Annotated in this window: 3 protein-coding genes; all 3 read left to right on the forward strand. The window is 63.8% G+C overall.

Going from position 1 to position 1,993, the window contains the following annotated elements:
• Nucleotides 1-396: biotin-independent malonate decarboxylase subunit gamma (locus ACIPIN_RS28895; RefSeq protein WP_401124909.1), on the forward strand; the 396-nt coding region annotated here is incomplete at its 5' end.
• On the forward strand, nt 390-1,010 hold the full coding sequence (locus ACIPIN_RS28900; RefSeq protein WP_401124912.1) for a malonate decarboxylase holo-ACP synthase: 621 nt from the start codon (nt 390-392) through the stop codon (nt 1,008-1,010). The genes ACIPIN_RS28895 and ACIPIN_RS28900, both read left to right, overlap by 7 nt.
• On the forward strand, nt 1,007-1,927 hold the full coding sequence (mdcH, locus tag ACIPIN_RS28905; protein ID WP_401124915.1) for a malonate decarboxylase subunit epsilon: 921 nt from the start codon (nt 1,007-1,009) through the stop codon (nt 1,925-1,927). The genes ACIPIN_RS28900 and mdcH overlap by 4 nt, the downstream gene beginning before the upstream one ends.
• The last annotated feature ends 66 nt before the right edge of the window (nt 1,928-1,993 follow it).

Genomic DNA, 1,993 nt, shown 5'->3' on the forward strand with positions numbered 1-1,993 from the left:
GGCAAGGCAATGTCCGGGGCGTTTCTGGCCCACGGTTATCAGGCCAACCGGCTGATTGCCCTGCGTGACCCTGGGGTGATGGTTCACGCCATGGGTAAGGTGTCGGCGGCGCGGGTCACCCTGCGCAGCGTTGAAGAACTCGAAGCCCTGGCCGCCAGCGTGCCGCCGATGGCCTATGACATCGACAGCTATGCCAGCCTCGGCCTGCTCTGGGAAACCCTGACGGTGGAGCAGATCGAGCAGCCGACCGCGAGCGATCGGTCTCGGGTCAGCGACTGCTTGCTCCACGCCATCGGCGACGTCGCCGCCACCGGGGCTGATTTGAGCTCCCGTCTGGGCGCGACCAACCGTACCGCGTCGAGCAAGGTTCGCCAACTGTTGTGTGAGCAATGGTGAACGGGTTTCTGGCCCATGACCTGCTCTGGGGGCTGACCCCGGAGCAGTTGCCAGCGGACGCGCCGACGTGGGTGGTCGAGGTCATGAGCCAAGGTCAGCCGGTGGTGGTTCGACGTGCCTTGAGTGCCGCCGATCAGATTGCGGTGGGTGTGCGTGGAGCGTTGCGCGAGCAGCGTTATGCAACGCTGATGGCGGTCGAGGCGATCCAGCGCCGGGTACGGCCGGAAGACCTTTGCCATGTCGAGGGTGATCGTGATTTACCGGCCTTGCAGGCCTTGGCGCAACTGCGGCCGATGCTTGATGCCTGCGGTTGGGTCTGGGGCGTCAGTGGCAGCGCCGGGTTTGAGTTGGCCAGCGGCGTGACGGCATTGCATGAGCGCAGCGACCTCGACTTGATCTTGCGCACACCGCAACCCATGGGCCGAGCTCAGGCACAGGAGCTGCTGAAGAGGCTGGACGCCGTTGCGTGCCCGGTGGACATGCAATTGCAAACATCGATGGGCGCGGTTGCCTTGCGCGAATGGGCCGGTCCGGCAAAGCGGGTGTTGCTCAAAACCGCCCGTGAAGCACGGCTGGTGATCGACCCTTGGCATCCACAGGAGCAAACAGCGTGAGCAGCCTGTTGGTGTTCCCAGGCCAGGGTGCGCAGCAGCCGGGCATGCTCCATCGTTTGCCCGAGTCGATCGTGATCGAGGCCAGCGAGGTGCTTGGCGAGGATGTTCTGCAACTTGATTCTGCCCAGGCGCTGAAATCAACCCGAGCGGTTCAGCTGTGCCTGCTGATCGCGGGAACAGCTGCGGCGCGTATGTTGTTGCAGCAGGGAAGTACAGTGGATTACGTGGCCGGGCTGTCCATCGGCGCCTACCCGGCGGCGGTGGTGGCGGGTGCGTTGCGCTTCAGCGATGCGCTGCATCTGGTCAGTCTGCGCGGTGAGTTGATGCAGCAGGCCTATCCGCAGGGCTACGGCATGACCGCGATCATCGGTCTGGACCTGGCGACCGTGGAAGGCTTGCTGTCTCAGGTTCACAGCAGCGAGACGCCGGTTTACCTGGCCAACATCAATGCTGATAACCAGTTGGTGATCGCCGGCAGCTTTGCTGCGATGAACGCCGTCGCCGAGTTGGCCCGAGGGTGTGGCGCGGGGTTGGCCAAACGCCTGGCGGTCAGCGTGCCGTCCCATTGTCCGCTGCTCGATGCACCTGCGCAGGTGCTGGCCGAGGCGTTTGCCAAGGTGCCGTTGCAGTTACCGACAGTGGGTTATTTGAGTGGCAGTCGCGCCCGCCCGATCCGTTCGGTCGAGGCGTTGCGCGAGGACCTGGCATTCAACATGTGCCGGGTGGTGGACTGGCGCGGCACCGTGCAAAGCGCCTACGAGCGTGGCGTGCGGTTGCACATCGAATTGCCGCCGGGTGCGGTGCTCACAGGATTGGCGCGACGGGTGTTTGAACAAGGCACGGTCATCGCCTTCGAAGGCGCGCGCCTGGATACGTTGCAAGCGCTGTTGCGTGAGGAGGGAAGCCGCCAACCCTAGACACCGCTCAGGCTACGAAGGACAAAAACAATAACTTCGACGATGCACTTTGAGGACGACAACAAT

Source organism: Pseudomonas sp. NPDC087697 (assembly GCF_044743155.1).
Lineage (GTDB): Bacteria > Pseudomonadota > Gammaproteobacteria > Pseudomonadales > Pseudomonadaceae > Aquipseudomonas.